Genomic DNA, 21,948 nt, shown 5'->3' with positions numbered 1-21,948 from the left:
TGTGCAACCCTCAATACGCGGCTTGAATGACCTGAAACATAAGCGTTGGCGCATGCCGCTTCAGGTGTGTGTTCGTTCCTTGGAAAACGCGCCAGCGAGCTGCGGATTTACACCCGGTAACGAGTTTTTTATCCGCAGCCCCGGCGTCCCGACGAGAGGCTGATCAGAGCCCTTCCAGCTCCGCCATCAAGTCCGCCAGACGATCGAATTTCTGCTCGTCGACCTGTGCTCCACCAAGGCTTTCCAGGTGCTGCGCCAACGCCTGAACGGTGTTGAACTCGAACATTGCCCGCAACGGCACGTTACGTTGCAAGCGCTTCTGCGCACGGGTCACCACCTGGGTCGCGAGCAGCGAGTGCCCGCCCAGCTCGAAGAAGTTGTCGGTAATACCCACGCGCTCGACCTTGAGCACATCGGCCCAGATCGTCGCCAGCTGCTGCTCCATTTCCGTCTGTGGTGCCTGATAATCCTGCTGCACCAGGCTGACGTCCGGCGCCGGCAGGGCCTTGCGGTCCAGCTTGCCGTTCGGGGTCAGCGGCATGGCTTCCAGCAGCACCAGATGCGTCGGCACCATGTAGTCCGGCAGGCTGGCCTTGAGGTGGTTTCTCACCTCGTCACGCAAGGCCTCGTGATCCTGCGTCGTGGAGCGCGGCACCAGGTAGGCCGCCAGCACCTTGCCCAATGGGCCAGCGACGTCCAGCACCACCGACTCGCGGATGGCCGGATGCTCCAGCAGACGGGTTTCGATTTCGCCCAGCTCGATGCGATAGCCACGAATCTTTACCTGATGATCGACCCGGCCGACGTACTCCAGCACGCCGTCCTTGCGTCGCCGCGCCAGGTCACCGGTGCGGTACAGACGCTCGCCCGGCGCACCGAACGGATGCGGCACGAACACCGGCACGGTGCGCCGCGGATCAGCGACATAACCGCGACCGACGCCGGCCCCTGCCACGCACAGCTCACCGACGGCACCCAGCGGCACGAGGTCCAGCGCATCGTCGAGCAGGTACAGGCGATTGTTGTCGGTCGGCGATCCGATCGGCAGATAAGCGCTGCGAGTGGACTGCGCATCGACCCGGAAAAACGCCACATCGTCGGAGCACTCGGCCGGACCATAGGCATTCACCAGGCCGATCTGCGGGTAACGTTGCAGCCACTGGCTGGCCAGTTCCGGCGGCATGGCTTCACCGGTCGGCAGCATCCAGCGCAGGCTGTTGAGCGCTGCCTGCGGTTCGGCGAGCAGGCCGGTGATCAGCGACGGCACGCTTTCCAGCACGCTGATGCGCTGCGCCTGAACATGCGCCAACAGCGCCTGCGGATCACGGGCGATGTCGTTCGGCACGATATCCACCCGAGCGCCAAACAGCGGCGCGGCAAGGAACTGCCAGACCGAAATGTCGAAACTCTGCGAGGCGGTCTGGGCGATCACATCGCGGTCGCTCAGGCTCAGGTAAGGCACTTTGCTCAACTGGTTATTGAGCATGCCGCGCTGCTCGACCATCACACCCTTCGGCAGCCCGGTGGAGCCTGAGGTGAAGATCACATAAGCGAGGTTGTCCGGCGCGCTGTAGCGACCAGGGTTGTGCTGCGCGGAATCGCTCTGCTGCAGGTCTTCCCAGACCCGCAACTGCGGTCGACTCGCTTCGGGCAGCGCATCAAGCAGCGCCCTGCCCTGTTCCAGACACTCAGCGCTGCACACCAGCAGCGGCGTGGCGCTCTGGCCGATGATGTCGCTCAGGCGGGAGTTCGGCAGCGCCGGGTCCAGCGGCAGGTAGCCGGCACCGGCCTTGAAGCTGCCGATGATCATGCCCGGCAGTTCAACGCCACGCTCGGCGAGCACGGCAACCGGCTGATCGAAACCGACACCGGCCTCGATCAGGGCATGGCCCAGACGGTTGCTGGCGATATTCAGCGCGGCATAGCTGAGCTGACGATCCAGGCAACTGACCGCAATACGCTCCGGATGCGCCGCGACCTGCGCTTCAAACAGTTCTACATAGCTTTTATCCAGCGGGTAAGCATGGTCGCTCTGATTGCAGCCGTCGATCAGGAAAGCCCGCTCCTGCTCACTGACCAGCGCCAGCTCGGCCATGTCGCCATGAAAGCCTTCGACCAGCGCCAGCAGCAGGCGCTTGAACTCACCGAGCATGCCCTGCACGGTGGATTCGTCGAAATAGCGCTGGTCGTAGGACAGGTGCAGGCCCAGGTCGTCGCCGGGATAGCAGACTGCAGTCAGCGGGTAGTTGGTGTGGGTGCGACCGGAATCTGAGGTGGCATTCAGGCTTTGCGCACGGTCCAGCACAGAGACCTCGACCGGCGCGTTCTCGAACACGAACAGGCTGTCGAACAGTGGCTGACCCTTGGGCAGCTCGCTGTTTTCCTGAATGGTCACCAGCGGCAGGTATTCGTACTCGCGCAGTTGCATGTTGCTGTCCAGCAACTGGCCGAGCCACTGGCGAACGCTGCAACGCTGGTCGTCAGCCGGCATGCCGACACGCAGGGCGATGGTGTTGATGAACAAGCCGACCGTGCGCTGCATCTGCGGCAGTTCCACCGGCCGCCCGGCGACGGTAACGCCGAACACCACGTCGCGATCACCGCTCATGCGCCGCAGGGTCAGCGCCCACGCCGCCTGGGCGAAGGTGTTGACGGTCAGTTGATGCTGCTGCGCCAGTTCGCGCAGCTGTGCGCCGTCGCGTTCATCGAGACGGGTGTAGCAGTCGCCCACCACCATGCCACCGCTGTCGCCCGCATGTTCACGCAGGAACGGCCGGTCGCTGGGGATCGGTGTGGACCGCTCGAAGCCGCGCAGGTTATCTCGCCACCAGTCACGTGCCTGCGTCAGGCCTCGGCGTTGCAGCCAGCCGATGTAGTCCCGATAGCGCGGTGCGGGGGCCAGTTGCGCATCGCGGCCTTCGCCCAGCGCGGTGTAAATGTCGAAGAAGTCGTTCATCAGCAGCGAGCGGCACCAGGCATCGATCAGGATGTGGTGGTTGCTCATCATGAACCAGTAGCGCGCCTCGTCGACGCGGATCAGGCGCAGGTGGAACGGCGGTTGATCGAGCAGCGCGAAACCGGCCTCGCGCTCGGACTTGAGCAGGGCCTGCAAGTGCGGCTCCTGCTGCTCCGCCGGCACGTCACGCCAGTCCAGATAATCAATCGGCGTGCTGCCCGGTTTATGAATGACCTGCAGCATGGTCTCGCCGATGTTCCAGCAGAACGAGGCACGCAGCGCTTCGTGACGGGCGATCACCGCTTGCCAGGCCTGGGCGAAACGCTGCGGGTCCAGCGCGCTGTCGATGCGGTAGCGGTCCTGCATGTAATACAGCCCGGTGCCCGGCTCCAGCAGGGTGTGCAGCAGCATGCCCTCCTGCATCGGGGTCAGTGGGTAGACGTCTTCGATCTGGCTTGGCGGAACCGGCAGCGCGTCGAGCTGCGCCTGATCCAGGGCAGCCAGCGGGAACTCCGACGGCGTCAGGCCGCCGCTGCCATCGGCCAGGCAATGGGCAATCAGCGCCTGCAACTGACTCAGGTAATCCTGCGCCAGCGCTTCGATGGCAGCGGGTTCGTAGCGCTCGGCACTGAAGGTCCAGCGCAGCAACAACTCGCCGCCATACACCTGACTGTCGATGCTCAGTTCGTTGGGCAGCGGCGCCTGCGGATCGTGGGCCGCGCCTGGCGACTCTTGCAGCGGACGGAACAGCGCATCGTCAGCGAAGCTCTGATCGAACTGGCCAAGGTAGTTGAAGGTGATCGGCGCCACCGGCAGTGCCTGCATGGCGGCCTGGCTGGCGCTATCGGCCAGGTAACGCAGCACGCCATAGCCCAGCCCCTTGTGCGGCACCTGCCGCAGTTGCTCCTTGATCGCCTTGATCGAGTCGCCCGGTGCCGAATCGGCAGCCGGCGCTGGCGTCAGTCGCAGCGGATAGGCGCTGGTGAACCAGCCCACCGTGCGGGTCAGGTCGATGTCGTCGAACAGATTTTCACGGCCGTGACCTTCAAGCTGAATCAGTGTCGACGGCTGCCCGCTCCAGCGGCAGACCACCTGGGCCAGCGCGGTCAGCAGCAGGTCGTTGACCTGGGTTCGGTAGGCACTCGGCGCCTGTTGCAGCAGTTGCCGGGTACGTTCGGCATCGAGGCGCACGCTGACCGTCTGCGCATGACGATTCTGCCGACCACCCTGCGGGTTATGGCACGGCAGACTCGTCGCAGAACCGCCCAGCTGGCGCTGCCACACATGCAGTTCTTCACGTAACGACTCATTGCCGGCGTAGGCCTGCAGACGCGCGGCCCAGTCGCGGAAAGCGCTGGTCTTCGCCGCAAAGCGCACCGGCGTCGCGTCGCGCAGTTGACGATAAGCGTTTTGCAGATCGTCGAGCAGCACACGCCACGACACGCCGTCGACCACCAGGTGATGAATGACCATCAGCAACCGTTGCTGGCCCTGCGGACCGTCGACCAGCAAGGCGCGCAGCAGCGGACCGTTGTGCAGGTCGAGGCTGCGCTGGGTGTCGGCGTACAGGGCTGCGCATTCAGCCATGTCGCTGACCTGCGCCTGAATCAACAGGGTGTCGGCTGTCACTGCGCGGTGTTCTGCCTGCCACGCACCCTCATGCTCGGTGAAACTCAGGCGCAGGGCGTCGTGTTGTTCGAGTAGCGTACGCAACGCCTGCGCCAGCAGGTTCGGGTCCAGCGCGCTGAGCGGCTCCAGCAGCAACGACTGATTCCAGTGCTGACGCTCGGGGATCGGCGTGTCGAAAAACCAGTGCTGAATCGGCGTCAAACCAGAATTACCGTCGAGCAGCCCCTGCTCGGCCTGAATCAGCTCGCGGGTGGTCGCCACGGCGGCCAGGGTCTGCACGGTCTGGTGCTGGAACAGATCACGCGGGCTGAAATGGATACCCAACTGACGCGCCCGGCTGACCACCTGAATCGACAGGATCGAGTCGCCGCCCAGTTCGAAGAAGTTATCGTTGAGGCCGACTTTTTCCACGTTCAGCACCGCACACCAGATTGCCGCCAGCTGCTGCTCCAGCTCACTGGCGGGCGCTACGTAGTGTTGACGATTGAGTTCCGGGTCCGGTGCAGGCAAGGCACGGCGGTCGAGTTTGCCGTTGGCGGTCAGCGGCATGCTGTCGAGCAGGATCAGGTGGGTCGGCACCATGTAGTCCGGCAGTTGCGCCTTGAGGTGCGACTTGAGCGATTCACGCCATTGCGCCTGCTGCTCGTCGCCCTGCCCGGCTACATCGCTGACCAGATAGCCCGCCAGTTGCTTGCCTGATGGCGTGTCCAGCGCCAGCACGATGGCTTCGCGAACGGTTGCGTGCTCCAGCAAGCGGGTTTCGATTTCACCCAGTTCGATGCGGAAGCCGCGAATCTTCACCTGATGGTCGATACGCCCCAGGTATTCCACCAAGCCGTCGGCGCGCTGGCGCACCAGATCGCCGGTGCGGTACAGACGCCCGCCATTGCTGGCAAATGGATCGGCCACGAAGCGTTCGGCAGTCATGCCGGGGCGCTGGTGATAGCCCTGCGCCAGACCCGCTCCGCCAATGTACAGCTCGCCGCTCGCGCCCTGGGGCACCAGCGCCAGATCGGCGTCAAGAATGTACGCCACCCGTGCGCCGACCACGCGCCCGATCGGCACGCTGGCTTCGCCCTCCTCCAATTGTTGCGGGGCCAGGCTGGCCAGCGGCATGACCACAGTTTCGGTCGGGCCATAGGCATTGAATAACAGCTCGGGCTGGAACACCGCACGGATGCGTTGCAGGTGTTCGCCGGTCAGCGCTTCGCCGCCGGTGATGCACATGCGCACCGGCAGGGTCTGGCCCTGGGTCGCCAGCCACTGCGCCAACTGGCTGCCGTAGCTGGGCGTGAAACCGAGAATATTGACCTGCTGCTGGCGAATCAGCGTGCAGATTTCTTCGGCGTCCCACTGCCCCTGAGCACGCAGCACCACACGGGCGCCGCTGAGCAAGGGCACCAGCAGGCGCTCGGTGGCGGCATCGAAATTGATCGAATAGAAATGCAGCTCGCAATCGTCAGGGCGCATGTCGAAGCGCCGGATCACCGCCTGGCAATGCATGGCGATTTCACCATGGGACACCACCACGCCCTTGGGTTTGCCGGTCGAACCGGAGGTGTAGATCAGGTACGCCTGATGCTGCGGCAAGCTGATGAACGGCAGCTCATCGGACGAGAAAGACGCCAGCGACGGCTGATCGTCTTCCAGGCACCAACGGGCAACACCGGCAGGCAACTCGCCCAGTGCGGCAAACAGCGCACGGTCGCTCAACAGCAGGCCAACGCCGCTGTCTTCGATCATGTAGTGCAGGCGTTCCAGCGGATATTCCGGGTCCAGTGGCACATACGCACCACCGGCCTTGAGGATCGCCAGCAGGCCGACGACCATGTCCAGCGAACGCGGCAACGCCAGACCGACGCGAATCTGCGGGCCGACGCCGCGCTCGCGGAGCATCCAGGCCAGTTGGTTGGCCTTGGCGTCCAGCTCGGCATAGCTGAGGGTTTGCCCGGCGAACGTCAGCGCCGGCGCGTCTGCACGCCGGTGTGCCTGTTCGGCGAACAGGCTGTGAATGCATTGGTCGAGCCGCTGCTCACCTGCTTCGACGCCGAGGCTGTCGAGCAGTTGCTGGCGCTCTGTCTCCTGCAACAGCGGCAATTCACTCAGGCGTTGTTGTGGATCAGCGAGCAGCGCCTGCAACAGGTTCAGCCAGTGTTCGGCCATCTGTGCGATGCGCGGTTCGTCGAACAGATCGGTGCTGTAGGTCAGGCAGCAACCCAGACGGTGGTCCAGTTCGGTGACTTCCAGATTGAGGTCGAACTTGGTGGCTCGCGCATCGTTGACCAGGTACTCGACGGTCATGCCCGCCAGTTCGCGGCTTTGCTGGAATTCCCAGCGCTGCACGTTGCACATCACCTGAAACAGCGGGTTGTAGGCTGCGCTGCGTGGCGGTTGCAGGGCTTCGACCAGATGATCGAACGGCAGGTCCTGATGCGACTGGCCTTCGATCACCGTGTGGCGAACCTGTTCGAACAGTTGGGCGACGCTCATCTGCCCGTCAAGCTGCACGCGCAGCACCTGGGTATTGAGGAACGCGCCGATCAGCCCTTCGCTTTCCGGACGAATGCGGTTGGCCACCGGTGCGCCAATGCGCAGGTCGTTCTGGCCGCTGTAGCGGTACAGCAATACCGCCAGGGTGGCGGTCATGGTCATGAACAGGGTCAGGCCGTTGCGGGCATTGAAGGTGCGCACTTTGGCGGCCAGGTCGGCGTTCAGGTCGAAGCGGTACAGCTCGCCTTTATGGCTTTGCACCGGCGGACGCGGCCGGTCCGCAGGCAGCTCCAGCAATGGATGCTCGTTGCCCAGCTGCGCGGTCCAGTAATCGAGCTGGCGCTGGCGCTCGCCGGCTTCCATCCACTGCCGCTGCCAGACGCTGTAATCCAGGTAGTGCACCGCCAGCGGCTCCAGCGGCGATGGTCGTCCTTCAAGGAAGGCTTCGTAAAGCTGCCCCAGTTCGCGGGCGAAAATGTCCATCGCCCAGCCTTCAGTGACGATGTGGTGCAGGGTCAGGACGAAGTAATGCTCAAGGTCGCTCGCCTTGACCAGACAGGCGCGCAACAACGGCCCGGTTTCCAGATCGAAGGGCTGGTGCGCCTCGCTGTCGGCCAGCGCCTGAGTGCGTTGCTGACGAGCCTCGACGGGCAACGCAGAATAATCCTGCCACTGCACGCGCAGGTCGGACTGCTCGCTGACCTTCTGGCACGCTACGCCGTTGATGCTCGGGAACGTGGTGCGCAGGGTTTCGTGGCGCAGGATCAAGGCTTGCAGCGCTGCCTCGAAGCACTCGATGTTCAACACGCCTTTCAGGCGCGCCATGCCGCCGACGTTGTAGGCCGGGCTGTCCGGTTCCATCTGCCAGAGGAACCACATGCGCTGCTGGGAATAGGACAACGGCACTGGCTGGCTGCGGTCGACACGGGCAATCGGTTGCAGGCTGCTGCGTGCGCCGGACTGCTGAATGGCCTCAACCTGTGCGGCAAACGCGCCCAGTTCGCTGGCTTCGAACAGCGCCCGCAACGGCAAATCGATGTCGCAGGCCTGGCGCACGCGGGAAATGATCTGCGTGGCCAGCAACGAGTGCCCGCCCAGTTCGAAGAAATCATCGCGCAAGCCGACACGCGGCACACCCAGCACCTGTCGCCAGACAGCGGCGATCTGTTTTTGCAGATCCGTCTGCGGCTCGACGTGCTCGCGGGTCTGCCATTGCGGCTCGGGCAAGGCGCGACGATCCAGCTTGCCGCTCGGGCTCAGGGGCATGCTGTCGAGGCGCACCAGCTGCGCCGGGACCATATAATCCGGCAGCTCAAGAGCCAGCGCCGACTTGATCCGCTCAGCCTCGACGTTCTGCCCGGCTTCGGCGGTGTAGTAACCGATCAGTTGCGGCCCGGCAACGGTTTCACGCAGCAGCACGGCTGCCTGGCCTACGCCTGGCTGGGCCAGCAGGCGTGCTTCGATCTCTTGTGGTTCGACGCGGAAACCGCGCAGTTTGACCTGCTGATCCAGACGACCGAGGTATTCCAGCGCGCCATCTGCGGCCCAGCGCACCAGGTCCCCGGTGCGATACAGGCGCTCACCCGCTTGCCCCAGCGGATCGGCGACAAAGCGCTCGGCAGTCAACCCGGGACGCCGCAGATAGCCACGCGCCAGACCAATACCGCCGATGCACAGCTCCCCGGCCACCCCGCGTGGCAGCGGATTCAGTTCGCTGTCCAGCACCCGGCACAGCACGTTGCCCAGCGGGCGGCCGATCGGCGAGCGCAGGCCATCGCTGATCCGGCACTGCCAGTGGGTAACGTTGATCGCGGTTTCGGTCGGACCATAACGGTTGTGCAGTTGTACACCGGGCAGTTGCTCGAGCACCCGGTTGCGCAGCTCGCCGGGCAACGCTTCGCCGCCAGAGAACAGGCGACGCAGGCTATTGCACTGCTGCGCCAGCGGCTCATCGATGAACAGTTGCAGCAGCGGCGGCACGAAGTGCAGCGTGGTCACCGAATACGCGTTGATCAGCTGCGCGATGCGCTGTGGATCGCGGTGTTCGCCAAGGCCTGCCAGCAGCAGGCGGCAGCCAGTGATCAGCGGCCAGAAGCACTCCCACACCGAGACGTCGAAGCTGATCGGAGCCTTCTGCATCAGCACGTCGCTTTCATCCAGTGCGTAGGTGTCCTGCATCCATTGCAGGCGCTCGGCCAGGGCCGCGTGGGTATTGCCGACGCCTTTGGGCTGACCGGTCGAGCCGGAGGTGTAAATCACGTACGCCAGGTTGTCGCCGTGCAGGTTCAGGCGCGGCGCACTGACCGGCCAGTTGTCCAGGTGCAGCGTGTCCATGGCGACCGTGCACACGCCTTCGGCGCTCGGCAGGTCGCCCAGCAGATGGCTCTGGGTCAACAGCAGTTCGACCCCGCTGTCCTGCAGCATGTAGGCGAGTCGATCCATTGGATAGTCCGGGTCCAGCGGCACGTAAGCCCCGCCCGCCTTGAGGATCGCCAGCAGCCCGATCAACAGCTGCGGCGAGCGCTCGGCGGCGATCGCCACCTTGATGTCCGGACCAACGCCCTTGTCGCGCAGGTAATGCGCCAGGCGGTTGGCCTGCGTGTGCAGGCTGGCGAAGTCGAGGCTGCCGCCCTCCCACACCAGCGCGATACGTTCCGGGGTCTGCCGCGCCTGGTGATTCAGCAGTTCCGGCAACCACAACGTGGCCGGTGCGCAAGGCGCGGCGCTCCATTGCGCCTGTTGCTCCTGCTCCTCGGCGCTGAGCAGTTGCACGTCACCCAGCGCGAGCTGGGCCTGCTGACTGACCTGCGTCAGCAGGCGTACATAGTGCTGAGCCATGGCCACGATGGTGTGGTGCTCGAACAGTTCGTCGGCGTAATCGAAGCACAGCGTCAGGCGCCCATTGCGGTCCTCCTCGCTGTGCAGTTGCAGATCGAACTTGGCCTCGCGGCTGTGCCACGGCAGTTCTTCGGCCAGCAACCCCGGCAGACGACGCAAGGCGCCAAGGTCGCGTTGCTGGTGGTTGAACATGACCTGGAACAGACCGTGCTCGCGCGCCTGCGGAAACGCTTCGACCAGTTGCTCGAACGGCACGTCCTGATGGGCCTGGGCTTCAAGCGCCGCCTGCCGGGTCTGGGCCAGCAGCGTCGAGAATGGCAGACGCGGGTCCAACTGTGCGCGCAGCACCAGCGTATTGATGAAGAAGCCGATCAGGCCCTGGGTTTCATGGCGTGGCCGATTGGCGCCGGGCACACCGACGCGAATGTCGGCTTGCCCGCTGTAACGATGCAACAAGGTCTGGAACCCCGCCAGCAGGAACATGAACGACGTCGATTGCCAGGCTTGCGCGGTGTTGCGTACGGCGGCGCTCAGCTCTGCACTCAGGCGCAGGCTGTAGCGTGAGGCACTGTGCTGCTGGCGGGCCGAACGCGGATGGTCGGTGTTCAGCGTCAGGACCGGCTGCTCGCCACCCAGTTGCTGCTGCCAGTAAGTCAACTGGCGCTCGGCCTCGCCGTTCGTCAGCCATTCGCGCTGCCATTGGCCGTAATCGGCGTAACGCAGCGGCAACGGTGCCAGTTCCAGAGTCTGGCCCTGAACAGCCGAGGCATAGAGGCGCGAGAACTCGTCGATCAGCACATTCAGCGACCAGCCATCGGCAATGATGTGGTGCAGCGTGACCAGCAGTTGATGCTCTTCTTCGTCCAGTCGCAGCAGGGTCACGCGCAGCAACGGGCCGTGTTGCAGATCGAACGGCAGGCGCGCCTGCTGTTCGCGAATCGCCACGGCACGTGCCTGACGCTCGGCGCCGGGCAGGTCGCTGATATCAAGGGTATCGAGGTGGAATTCACTCGGCGCATCGATACGTTGCAAGGCCACGCCGTCCTGCTCGTAGAAGCGCGTGCGCAACGATTCATGGCGCTCGATCAGGCGCTGGAAGCTGGAGCGCAACGCAGTGCTGTCCAGTTCGCCACGCAGGTGGAGCCCGCCGGGAACGTTGTAGGCGCTGCTATGCGGGTCGAGCTGCCAGAGGAACCACAGGCGGTTCTGGGCCATGGACTGTGGCAGATGCTCGTTGCCGGGCAGTCGGGCGCTGGCGCTCTGCGTCTGGCTGTCGCCTTGCGATGCGGCGGTCTGCAGCGTTCCGACCTGTGCCGCAAAGGCCGCCAGCGTCGGCGCCTCAAAGAGCAGCCGCAGGTTCAGGTCGATCCCCAGCGTTTCGCGCAGGCGGGCCACGACCTGGGTCGCGATGATCGAGTTGCCGCCCAGCAGGAAGAAATGGTCGTCGGCACTGACCTGCTCGCACTGCAACTGCTCGCACCAGACCGTGGCGATCTGCGCTTGCAGGTCCGAGCCGCTGCTTGGGGCACAGCCTGCAAGAGTGGAATCGCTCGCGGGAAACACCGCGTAGCTGTCCAGGCTGCCATCGACCAGACGCGTGCGGCAGGCTGAGCGCTGCAACTTACCGCTGGAGGTCTTGGGCAGCGCGCCCGGATTGAGCAGCACCACGACACTCGGCGCCTCCTGAAACGCCTCAGCCACGGTCTGCCGGATGATTTTAATCAACGCTTCGGGCGTGAGGATTTTCTGCACGCTGCGACTGATTTCAGCAGCAATGCCGATACCTTCGCTACCGTCCTGAGTGACGGCAAACGCCGCCACCCGGCCTTTGCGCACGACATCCACTTCACTCTCGATGAGCTTTTCGATGTCCTGCGGATACAGGTTGTGGCCACGGACAATCAGCATGTCCTTCAAGCGGCCGGTGATGTACAGCTCGCCGTGACGCTGAAACCCCAGGTCGCCGGTGCGCAGCCAGGTCTGCCCGGCATGCTGCACGAACGCCCTGGCGGTGGCTTCGGGGTTGCGCCAGTAACCGTGGGCAATGCTCGGCCCGCTGGCCCAGACTTCGCCAACCTGATTTTCGCCAAGCACCTGCAGGCTGACCGGGTCGGCGATCAGCACGCCATGCCCTGGCTGGCCCGTGCCGCAGCTCATGACTGGCTGACCGTCGCCCGGTTCTACGACATTGCGCGCCAGCGCCTGCGCATTCAGGCGCAGCGATGGAATACCCTTGCCGCGCTTGCCACCAGCCACATACAGCGTCGCTTCGGCCAGGCCATAGGACGCCATGAAGCTGTCAGGCGTGAAGCCGCAACTGGCGAATTTATCGGCAAATGCTCTCAGGCTGTCTTCGCGAATCGGCTCGGAGCCCGAATACGCCACGCGCCAGCGACTCAGGTCCAGACGCTCCAGCGCCGAATCGCTAACCCGTGCGCTGCACAGCTGGTAGGCAAAGTCAGGCCCGCCGCTGATGGTGCCGCCGTATTCACTGATGGCTTCCAGCCAGCGCAATGGCCGGGCGAGGAAGTACGCTGGGGCCATCAGGATGCACGGGACGCCGCTGAAAATCGGCTGCAACAAGCCGCCGATCAGGCCCATGTCGTGGTACAGCGGCAGCCAGCTGACAATCACGTCGTCCGGGTTGGCGTCGATGCCGAAGCCTTGGCGGATCAATGACTCGTTGGCGACCAGATTGCCATGCGTGACCTGCACGCCCTTGGGCAGTGCGGTCGAGCCCGAGGTGTATTGCAGGAACGCGATGTCGTCGGCCTGCAGCTGCGGGCCCTGCCAGTCTTGTGCCGGGGCAGCAGGCAACGTGTCGACACAGAGCAATGGCGGTGCATCGGCAGCGGCCAGCTCGTCCATCTGCAGCAAGGCAGGCTGCAAATCGGCGCCGGTCAGCAGCAGACGCGGCTCGGCATCGGCGATGATCGACAGCAGTCGCTCCTGATGATGGCGACGGTTGGATTCCGGCGGATAAGCCGGCACGGCAATGACCCCTGCATACAGGCAGCCGAAGAACGCCGCGACATAGTCCGGCCCGCTATGAAACAGCAGAATCGCCCGATCACCCGGCACGGCCTGACGTTGCAGCGCAGCAGCGATGGTCCGCGCGCGCAGGTCCAGGTCACGGTAGGTCAACACCAGGCCCTGGTCGTTCTCATCGGTGAGAAAACGCAGCGCCAGCCGATCCGGCGTATGCAAGGCGCGACGCTGAAGAGCCTGAGCCAGAGTGTCGGGGAGTTCAAACGCATCCATGATGGGGTTCCTGCTAGATTCGGCGTGCCAGATAAAATCTGAATTTCAAAAAAGACGCGCGCCCTGCAAGGAGGCCGCGCGTGGGGCAAACAGGGTCAACCGGCGGCCCGGTTCATTTGCCGTGATGCGCTGTTGCGCCAGCGGGTCAGGTGCTGTTCGCAATAGCGTCGCAGCAGACGGAGCAGCTGCGTTTGCTCGTCGACCAGATAAAAGTGATGGCCCTCGAACATGTCCAGGGAGAAACCGGTGCAGGTCTCTTCCTGCCAGTCGAGCAGCTGCTCGACGCTGATGCTGTCCTGCTTGCCGCCAAATACATGGATCGGCACGCTGAGCGGCTCGCGCTTGCCGTACACAAAGCTGCCGCAGAGCAGAAAATCGGCACGCAGGATCGGCAGCATCAGTTGCATGAGTTCCTGGTTGGCGATGACGTTTTCGCTGGTGCCCTTGAGTTTGCGCAGTCGCTCGAGCAGTTGCGCATCGGTCTTGGCGACGGCGTATTCACTGACATCGCGGCGCACCGGACCGGCAGTCGACGACGCGAACAGCGCCAGCGGTGCAGGCAGACCGCGCTCGCGCAAGGCGTGCGCCAGCTCAAAGGCCAGCAGCCCGCCCAGACTGTGGCCAAATAGCGCATAGGGCGTGTCCAGATCGGCACAGATCTCGTCGGCCAGATGTTTGGCCAGTTGCACGATGTCGGTCTGCAAGGGCTCGTCCATGCGCATGCCACGACCGGGAAGCTCCAGCGGGCGCACGTTCAGCCACTCCGGCAATTTGCGCCGCCAGGGGCTGTAGAACATCGCGCTGGCCCCGGAATAAGGCAGACAGAACAGCGTCAGGCTCACCGGCGTGCTCATATCGAAAGCGTCCGGCTGTGGGCGCGGATGTAACAGCGGCGATGCGCGTGATCGGAACGCATGGGGTTCTCCTGAGGTATTCCCTGGCCGCAACCTTGGTCGGGCCTGTCACCAATGAGAACGGATGGCGTCTGCAAATAATTAGGCGGATGCACGCGGTGAAGACATGCAGGACAAAAGCGCTCTTTTAAAGTGCGCTGATTGGCTTTCGCATTTGACAATAATTATCATTAAGGCTAATTTGTCGCCCCATGTGATGGCGCTGCTCCTTTCATGCGGCCCTCCCCTCCATTGTTAAAGCAGCAAGGTGAATTCCATGACGGAACACGTAATCACAAGTAAGTGCGACTCACCCTTACTCCAGGCATTCGTCGATAACTACTTGCTGCTGGTCAAGATCGCGGCCCGCATCGTGGGTTGCCGCTCGCGCGCCGAAGACGTCGTGCAGGATGCCTTTTTCAGACTGCGCTCGGCACCGCAGGCCACGTTGACCTTCAAGGCACAGCTCAGTTACCTGTTTCAGATCGTGCGCAACCTGGCCATCGATCATTACCGCAAACAGGCGCTGGAACAGAAATACACCGGCCCGGAGGCCGAGGGGCTGAATGTGGTGATTCAGGGTGCATCGCCGGAAATCTCGCATATCAATTTCTCCAGCCTGGAGAAAATTGCCGACGCCCTGACCGAGCTGCCGCCCCGCACCCGTTATGCGTTCGAGATGTACCGCCTGCACGGTGTGCCGCAAAAGGACATCGCCAAGGAACTGGGTGTGTCGCCGACGCTGGTCAACTTCATGATCCGCGATGCGCTGATTCATTGCCGCAAGGTCAATGGCGCCCAGGCCGAAGCTTGATTGCGGGCGGTTCAGACAGGCAAAAAAAATCCGGAGCACTGGCTCCGGATTTTTGTTTTCAGCCTGGCAGGCGACAGATCAGCGGCTGACCTGATACTCGGGCTGCACTTCCGGCATCGCCGAGGAGTGGTGGTTGAGAATCTTCCACTCGTTGCCGACGCGGTGGTAGAGGAACGAATAACGTGCCTGCACCTTGGTCTTCTTGCCGTCCGGCGCCGTCAACGTGAAGGTGTAGACACCGTTGTCCGCTGCGGCATCAGGCCCCAGGCGACGAATCTCCCGGTAGTTGATCTCGCCAATCGGCTTGAGCGCCAGGAACTTGTCGAAGTAGTCCTTGATCTCTGCCGGAGTGGCACGCACTTTGTTGGAGACCGTAGGCTGCAGGACAGCGTCCGGCGCGTACAACGATGCGACGGTAGTGGAGTTTCCGGTTTGCAGGGCTTTGTTCCAGCGATCAAACAGACCGGCGATCTCCTTGTCGTTCACATTGCTTGGCGTCTCGGCCACCATGCGGTAGGTATAGCCGGGCGGCTCGGCAGCAGCGTGAACCATCGGTGCACTTACAGCCAGCAACAGGGCCAGGGCGGTCAATTTCGTTTTCATCGCTACTCTCCTACGGGGATCTGTTCAGGGATTCAGTGAGTGCCACTTTGCCCTTCCCGCCACGGCTCGCCATCGGCCAACCGGGGTTATCTGTGTATGCCGATCGGCAGATGGGCTTCACCTCCTGATACAGTTCTAATAGCCTTACTTCTGTTATGCCCGCGCGGGCATCAACCCTCGCTGGAGCACCCCATGCAAAGTCCTCCCCATGACCCGGCAAGCGCACTGGCCATCCGCAACCAGTATCGCCAGTCGCAAAGCCGCGCCGCACGTCTTCGTCTGCTGGTCGATACCGGTCAGGAGCTGACCCATCTGCCACCTCAAGCCATGCGCCAGCGGGTGCTGCAACGCGCGTGCGCATTCGTGGCGATGGACCATGGCCTGCTGCTGGAATGGAGCGCCGACAACGGTGTGCAGACCACCGCCAGCCATGGCAGTGCAGAACGCCTCGCCACGCTTGAAACCGCTGCCGACCCGCTGGCCATCGGCCCGCAATGGCTGGAGCGGCCCGCTGCCGATCTGCCGTGCATGCTGCTGTTACCGTTGCGTGGCGCCGATGAAGGCTCTTTTGGCACCCTGCTGCTGGCCAACAGCGTGGGCATCAATGCGCCGGACAACGAGGACATCGAGTCGCTGCAATTGCTGGCAACGTTGCTGGCGGCACACCTGGAAAACAATCGGCTGCTTGACGCGCTGGTGGTCAGAGAGCAGACCATGTCCGAACTGGTTCGCCAGTTGTTCACTGCTCAGGAAGACGAACGCAAGCGCATGGCCTACGACCTGCATGATGGTCTGGCTCAGACACTGGCCGGTCTGCACCAGCGATTGCAGGGCTTTGCCGGTCGCTGTCCGGACCTGCCCGAGCCGCTGGACGCCGATCTGCAGGCCATTCTCAAGCTGGCGCAGCACTGCGTGGGTGAAGGTCGACAGCTGATCAGTGGCCTGCGTCCTAGCGTGCTCGACGATTTCGGCCTGCTGCAGGCAGTCGACAAGGACGCCGACCGGTTGCGCGAAGCCGGAGTCGCGGTGCACTGGCGCTCGCGCTCCCTGACCCGCCTGCCCAGCCATCTGGAAATCGCCCTGTTCCGTATTGCCCAGGAAGGCATCAACAATGTGCTCAAACACGCCAGTGCAGGCCGCGTAGAATTGGCCCTGGAACTGAGTGAAGAGCACATTTCACTGCTGCTGGAAGACAACGGCAGTGGTTTCATCACCCAGAAACCGTTTAATGGCAAAGGCGTCCAGAAACTGGGCCTGGTGGCCATGCAAGAGCGCGCCAGCCTGCTCGGCGGCCGTCTGACCTGCGTCAGTCGGCCCGGGCACGGCACCCGACTGCGCGCCATCGTTCCTTTTACCGCAGACAAGGCAATAACATGACTGACACTGTGCGACTGGTTTTGGCGGATGATCATGAAGTGACGCGTACCGGGTTCGTCTCGCTATTGGCGGGGCATCCGGAGTTCGAAGTGGTCGGTCAGGCAGCCGACGGCCAGCAAGCCATCGATCTGTGCCAGGAACTGCAACCGGACATCGCCATCCTCGACATTCGCATGCCGGTGCTCAACGGGCTGGGCGCTGCACGAATTCTCCAGCAGCGCATGCCGGGGCTGAAAGTGGTGATTTTCACCATGGACGACAGCACCGATCACCTGGAGGCCGCCATGAGCGCCGGTGCGGTGGGCTACCTGCTCAAGGATGCCAGCCGCGACGAAGTGATCGACGGCCTGCAACGCGTGGCGCGTGGTGAAGAAGCACTGAACAGCGCCGTCAGCGCGCGCCTGCTGCGGCGCATGACCGAACGCAACACCAGTGGTGCAGCCCTGCCGGAAACCCTCACCCCGCGCGAACGCCAGGTACTCGGGCTGGTGGCGGGCGGCTTCAGCAACCGGGAAATCGGCGAAAAACTCGGCATCACCACCGGCACGGCCAAGGCCCACGTGGAAAAGGTCATCGGCAAGCTCGGCGCCTCGGACCGCACTCAGGCGGCGGTACGCGGTGTGGCACTGGGGCTGGTGAGCCAATCGACGAGCGACTGGCAATGACGGCACACGCCAGCAGTCGCTGGGAAGACCTTCCGCTACGCGGCAAGGCACTGGTGGCCATTTCGCTGCCACTGGCGATTCTGATGTTCTCGCTGGTGCTGATTTATATCGCCGAGCGCCAGACCGCTCGGGCAGAGGAAGACGTACGGCGTGTGCTGCTTGTGCAAGGCGATATCCAGACCCTTCACACCCAGATCGCAGAAGGTGCGGCCAGCGTGCGTGGCTACCTGCTGACCCACCAGGAAGACTTCCTGCCCGGCTATCTCAACGCGCAACCGCTGATCGAGGCGGCGCTGACCCGGCTCAACACCAATGTGCGTGACGGGCAGATGCGCGAACACCTGAAAGCCATCGAGCCGCTGATCAACACCAAGGTCGAAGGCCTGGAAAAACTGCGCTCGATGAATCGGGAGGACCGGGAAACCGTCGCCCGTATCCTGATCGAAAACAAGTACGTACTCGACCAGTTGCGCGAACGCATCGGCATCATGCGCGAGCGTGAAGACGCGCTGCTTGCCGAACGCACCGAGGCTGCCGCAGCCACCCGCGAGCGCCTGCTGCTGTCCACCCTGCTGGCAGCGGCCTGCGGAATCTTCGGGGCCATTCTTGCCGTGCTGATGCTGTCCAAAGGCATCGTCGCCAGGGTGCATCAGGTGCAACGCAACGCCCAGCGTCTGGCGCTCGGGCATCCGCTGCTGCCCCAGCCGCCTGAAAAGGACGAAATCGGCCAGCTCGGCACCCGGCTGGTCGAAGCCGGGCAGTTGCTGGCCGAACGCGAACGCGCACTGCGCGACAACGAAGAGCGTTTGCGGCTGATCATCGAAGGCGTCAAGGACTACGGCATCTTCGCGCTGGACCGCAACGGCTACATCACCACCTGGAACGCAGGGGCCGAACGTATCAAGGGGTACACGGAGCAGGAGATCATCGGCCAGCACTTTTCGGTGTTCTATCTGCAACAGGAGTGTCCGCAACACCCCGACATGGCGCTGCATGAAGCCACCGTCAACGGCCGTTATACCGAAGAAGGCTGGCGCCAACGCAAGGATGGCAGCCGTTTCTGGGCCAGTGTGGTGATCACCGCACAGTACGACAGCAATGACGAACTGCGCGGTTTCTCCAAGATCACCCGTGACATCAGTGATCGTCGCGTTGCCGAAATTGCCCTGGGTACTGCGCGCGAGGAAGCCGAACGCGCCAGCCGGGCCAAAAGTGAATTCCTGTCGCGCATGAGCCATGAGCTGCGCACGCCGCTGAACTCGATTCTGGGCTTTGCCCAGTTGCTGGACATGGACTCCCCCGCCAGCCAGCGCCCGCAAATCGGTCATATTCTGCGGGCGGGCCAGCATCTGCTGAAGCTGATCAATGAAGTGCTCGACATCGCCAGAATCGAAGCCGGGCATGTGTCCCTGATCCTCGAGCCGGTATCCCTGTCGAACGTGCTTGAAGAAGCCCTGGTGCTGGTCTCGCCAATGGCCGCCGACGCCAATATAGAGTTGAAGCCCTTGCCGAACCTGCCTGACGAGATCGGCGTAGTGGCGGATCGTCAGCGCTTGATTCAGGTGTTGCTGAACCTGCTGTCCAACGCGATCAAATACAACCGGCCCGCTGGCCAGGTGCGGATTGAAATCGAGCAGACCGCCGAGCAGGTGACGGTCAGCGTAGTGGACACCGGTTACGGGATTGCGCCGGAGCGTATCGGGCAGCTGTTCAAGCCGTTCGAACGCCTGGATGCCAACCCGAGCGTCGAAGGAACCGGGCTGGGACTGGCGCTGAGCAAAAGCATGCTGGAGATGATGCACGGCACGCTTTCCGTACAGAACACGCCGGACGAAGGCTGCCGGTTCATACTGGCGCTGCCGCTTGTGCGGGTGCAGCCGCCTGCCGCCACTCTGCCGCGTCAAGCTGACACTCGCCTCGAGATAACGCCTGATGCACGCTCACCTGCCCGCCCGGTCTATCATGGCAAGCTGCTGTGCATCGAAGACAACCTGTCGAGCATGGCCTTGATTGAAACGCTGCTGCAACGCAGACCGGGTATCCAGTTGCTGTCGAGCATGCAGGGCCAACTGGGGCTCGACCTGGCACGCCAGCATGCGCCACAGCTGATTCTGCTCGACCTCAGCCTGCCGGACATCAAGGGGCTTGAAGTGTTGCAACGTCTGCGCCAACTGCCGGCTACCGCCCAGACGCCGGTGCTGATGATCACTGCCGATACCAGTGATCAAGCCCATCGCGAACTGAAACAGGCCGGCGCTACGGCCATTGTGATCAAACCCATCCAGGTGCCGGTGTTTCTTGCCCTCCTGGACCAGTATTTACCGGAGCCCACATGACCGGCGACTTTCGCATTCTGATCATCGACGACCAGCGGCCCAACCTTGATCTGATGGAGCAACTGCTTGCCCGCGAGGGGCTGACCAATGTCCTGAGCAGCACCGAGCCGTTGCGCACGCTGGACCTGTTCAACAGCTTCGAGCCCGACCTTGTTGTGCTCGATCTGCACATGCCCGAATTCGATGGCTTCGCGGTGCTGGAGCAGCTCAACCGGCGCATACCAGCCAATGACTACCTGCCGATCATGGTGCTGACCGCCGACGCGACGCGCGATACCCGCCTGCGCGCGCTGGCACTGGGCGCACGGGATTTCATCAGCAAGCCGCTGGATGCCCTGGAAACCATGCTGCGCATCTGGAACCTGCTGGAAACCCGCGCACTGTATAAATCGCTGCGCGAGCTGGTGCCTGCGGAAAATATCGAACTGCTGCGCCAGCCGCGCACGCTGGCGCAGCAGTGATTATTTGATCAGCGTCACCGGCACCGATGCTTCGTGGATCACCCCCGTGGCCACCGAGCCCAGCAGCAGGCCACCAATGTTGCCCAGCCCGCGGGTGCCCATGACCACGGCGTCGCAGTCGAGTCGCTGAACTGCGGCCTCGACCTGTTCGGCCACATTACCCAGATCGACGTGGGCCAGAAACGGCACACCAGCAGCAGTCAACAACGCAACCGCATCAGCCAGCACCCGCTTGCCTTCATTGGTCAGGCCGGCCTTGACGCCATCAATCATGTCGGGCGCCAGATAAAGGCTGTAGTCGATGGGGCTGGCCTGCACGTTGAGCACATGCACTTCAAGCGGCTTGTTGAGCTCGCCAGACAGCTCGATGACATAGCCCAGGGCACGCATGGCGTGCTTGGAGCCGTCGAAAGGAACCAGGACTTTGTGCATGGGCGTTTTTTCCTTGTTGGGTTGTGCGCTCAACATAACCGCAGCCCGATACCGCCGCTACTGGAATAAGCGGTTCCTTTGATTCAGCTCAGATCAACGCACCGCACATGCGATCAATGCCCCTGAAGAAACGCCGCGGCCTGATCCAGCAACAGCATGGGGTTTTCGGCCTTGTGTATGTCAACCGACAGCAACTGCCGGAAGCGTCGCGCGCCGGGGAAACCCAGGCCAAGACCGAGCATATGCCGGGTGACGTGGTGCATGTTGCCGCCGCTGGCAATGTGCGCCGCAATGTACGGCCGCATCGACTCCAACGCATCGTAACGACTGATGACCGGCGCAGTGCTGCCGAACAACTGCTGATCGACATGCGCTAACAGATACGGGTTGTGATAAGCCTCACGCCCCAGCATCACCCCATCGAACGTCTGCAAATGCTCACTGCACTGCTCCAGCGTCTTGATGCCGCCATTGAGCACAATCTCCAGGCCGGGAAAGTCAGACTTCAACTGCGCGACCACGTCATAACGCAGTGGCGGAATATCGCGATTTTCCTTGGGAGACAGCCCTTCGAGAATCGCGATACGCGCATGAACCGTGAAACTCTGGCAACCCGCCTCCTGAACCTTGCCGACGAAATCACACAACTCAGCGTAGCTGTCACGGCCGTTGATACCGATGCGGTGCTTGACCGTGACCGGAATACCGGCCGCATCGCGCATCGCCTTCACGCAATCCGCCACCAGCTCAGGATGCGCCATCAGGCACGCGCCGATCATGTTGTTCTGCACCCGGTCACTCGGGCAACCGACGTTCAGATTGACCTCGTCATACCCCGCCTCTTGCGCCAGATGCGAACACGCAGCCAGATCCGCCGCCGTACTGCCACCCAACTGCAATGCCAGCGGATGCTCGGTTTCATCATGGCGCAGGAACCGCTCGCGGTCGCCATGCAACAAGGCACCGGTGGTGACCATCTCGGTATAGAGCAAGGCATGCTTTGAGAGCTTGCGCATGAAGTAGCGGCAGTGGTGGTCGGTCCAGTCCATCATCGGGGCGACGGAGAAGCGGCGGGATAGTACTGGGGCCGATTCACCAGCGTTTACGGGTTGTTTTACTTCTTCGATGCTCATCGATACTGATCTTTTATACAGCGGTTTATGGGCATCTTTGCTTGGATTTTGTAGCGCGTT

The 21,948-nt window shown here is 63.0% G+C and carries 10 protein-coding genes; 5 read left to right on the top strand and 5 right to left on the bottom strand.

Translation table 11 applies throughout. From position 1 onward, the window contains the following. Positions 1–163 precede the first annotated feature (163 nt). Positions 164–13,174, bottom strand: a complete 13,011-nt coding sequence (locus AC54XV_RS10025) for a non-ribosomal peptide synthetase (RefSeq protein ID WP_496718500.1) — start codon at positions 13,172–13,174, stop codon at positions 164–166. Positions 13,175–13,269: 95 nt separating this feature from the next. Continuing rightward, a complete protein-coding gene (locus tag AC54XV_RS10020) occupies positions 13,270–14,028 on the bottom strand; it encodes a thioesterase II family protein (RefSeq protein WP_060409644.1) in 759 nt (252 codons plus the stop codon). A gap of 316 nt (positions 14,029–14,344) precedes the next feature. Between AC54XV_RS10020 and AC54XV_RS10015 the strand changes: the two genes are divergently transcribed. Further along, positions 14,345–14,881: an RNA polymerase factor sigma-70 gene (locus AC54XV_RS10015; protein WP_003319375.1), complete on the top strand. Its 537-nt coding sequence runs from the start codon at positions 14,345–14,347 to the stop codon at positions 14,879–14,881. Positions 14,882–14,959: 78 nt separating this feature from the next. On the opposite strand, the gene AC54XV_RS10010 is transcribed toward AC54XV_RS10015, so the two are convergent. Then, positions 14,960–15,484, bottom strand: a complete 525-nt coding sequence (locus tag AC54XV_RS10010) for an SgcJ/EcaC family oxidoreductase (protein ID WP_024642133.1) — start codon at positions 15,482–15,484, stop codon at positions 14,960–14,962. Between the two features lie 192 nt (positions 15,485–15,676). Between AC54XV_RS10010 and AC54XV_RS10005 the strand changes: the two genes are divergently transcribed. From AC54XV_RS10005 to AC54XV_RS09990, 4 genes are read left to right on the top strand one after another with little or no spacing between them, the layout of a single operon-like run. Beyond that, positions 15,677–16,861: a sensor histidine kinase gene (locus AC54XV_RS10005; protein ID WP_024642134.1), complete on the top strand. Its 1,185-nt coding sequence runs from the start codon at positions 15,677–15,679 to the stop codon at positions 16,859–16,861. Continuing rightward, positions 16,858–17,526, top strand: coding sequence for a response regulator (locus tag AC54XV_RS10000; RefSeq protein WP_011267334.1), 669 nt, complete (start codon positions 16,858–16,860; stop codon positions 17,524–17,526). Before AC54XV_RS10005 ends, AC54XV_RS10000 begins: the two co-directional genes overlap by 4 nt. After that, a complete protein-coding gene (locus tag AC54XV_RS09995; RefSeq protein ID WP_496718499.1) occupies positions 17,523–19,862 on the top strand; it encodes an ATP-binding protein in 2,340 nt (779 codons plus the stop codon). The genes AC54XV_RS10000 and AC54XV_RS09995 overlap by 4 nt, the downstream gene beginning before the upstream one ends. Next, entirely contained in the window at positions 19,859–20,323 is a 465-nt protein-coding gene (locus tag AC54XV_RS09990; RefSeq protein WP_003406975.1) for a response regulator, read from the top strand. Before AC54XV_RS09995 ends, AC54XV_RS09990 begins: the two co-directional genes overlap by 4 nt. Here the strand turns inward: AC54XV_RS09990 and AC54XV_RS09985 are convergent, their stop codons facing one another. Together AC54XV_RS09985 and dusA are read right to left on the bottom strand one after the other, a co-directional pair. Beyond that, positions 20,324–20,755: a universal stress protein gene (locus AC54XV_RS09985; RefSeq protein WP_011267332.1), complete on the bottom strand. Its 432-nt coding sequence runs from the start codon at positions 20,753–20,755 to the stop codon at positions 20,324–20,326. Positions 20,756–20,868: 113 nt separating this feature from the next. After that, positions 20,869–21,888, bottom strand: coding sequence for a tRNA dihydrouridine(20/20a) synthase DusA (dusA, locus tag AC54XV_RS09980; protein ID WP_110392405.1), 1,020 nt, complete (start codon positions 21,886–21,888; stop codon positions 20,869–20,871). Positions 21,889–21,948 lie beyond the last annotated feature (60 nt).

Source organism: Pseudomonas fragariae (ex Marin et al. 2024) (genome assembly GCF_059621105.1).
This window is presented reverse-complemented; position numbering and strand designations above follow the sequence as displayed.